The sequence below is a fragment of the Vibrio sp. Y176 genome (assembly GCF_033438945.1).
On sequence record NZ_JAWOQS010000627.1, the window covers coordinates 1 to 660 of the forward strand.

The window sequence follows — 660 nt, forward strand, 5'->3', positions numbered from 1 at the left end:
CAAAGCCTAGTGCTAACATTTGTACACACGCCAACAAAGGAATAAATCATGGACACTAGAATTCAATTTCGTGTTGATGAAGAAACAAAACGCCTAGCTCAACAAATGGCTGAGAGCCAAGGTCGCACTCTGAGTGACGCATGCCGTGAACTTACTGAGCAACTCGCTGAACAACAAAGAAAAACATTGTCTCACGATGCATGGCTAACTGAACAAGTAAACCTCGCATTTGAGAAGTTTGACTCAGGAAAGTCCGTTTTCGTTGAGCACCAAAATGCTAAATCTCGAATGGAAGAGCGCAAAGCCAGAATCCGTAATCGAGGTAAGCAATGATTTTATGGGAAGAAGAGTCACTTAATGATCGTGAAAAGATCTTCGAGTTTCTCTATGACTTCAACCCTGATGCGGCAGAAAAAACTGACAACCTCATTGAAGCAAAAGTAGAAAACTTGCTTGAACAACCTTTAATGGGCGTACAACGAGATGGCATCCGCGGACGATTGCTCATTATTCTTGAGATTTCAATGATTGTATCTTACTGGGTTGAGGGCGATATCATCCGAGTTATGCGTGTACTACACCAGAAACAAAAATTCCCTACGGATTGATTGCTTCCTCTGGGGAACTAACGCCCTGTTAAGGGGTGAGCAACGCAATACC

The 660-nt window shown here is 43.0% G+C and carries 2 protein-coding genes; both read left to right on the forward strand.

Features of this window, described 5'->3' with window-relative positions; translation table 11 throughout:
- Nucleotides 1-48 precede the first annotated feature (48 nt).
- Nucleotides 49-333: a type II toxin-antitoxin system RelB/DinJ family antitoxin gene (locus tag R7O13_RS27720; protein ID WP_005487956.1), complete on the forward strand. Its 285-nt coding sequence runs from the start codon at nt 49-51 to the stop codon at nt 331-333.
- Nucleotides 330-608, forward strand: a complete 279-nt coding sequence (locus tag R7O13_RS27725; RefSeq protein ID WP_017633722.1) for a type II toxin-antitoxin system mRNA interferase toxin, RelE/StbE family — start codon at nt 330-332, stop codon at nt 606-608. The genes R7O13_RS27720 and R7O13_RS27725 overlap by 4 nt, the downstream gene beginning before the upstream one ends.
- Nucleotides 609-660 lie beyond the last annotated feature (52 nt).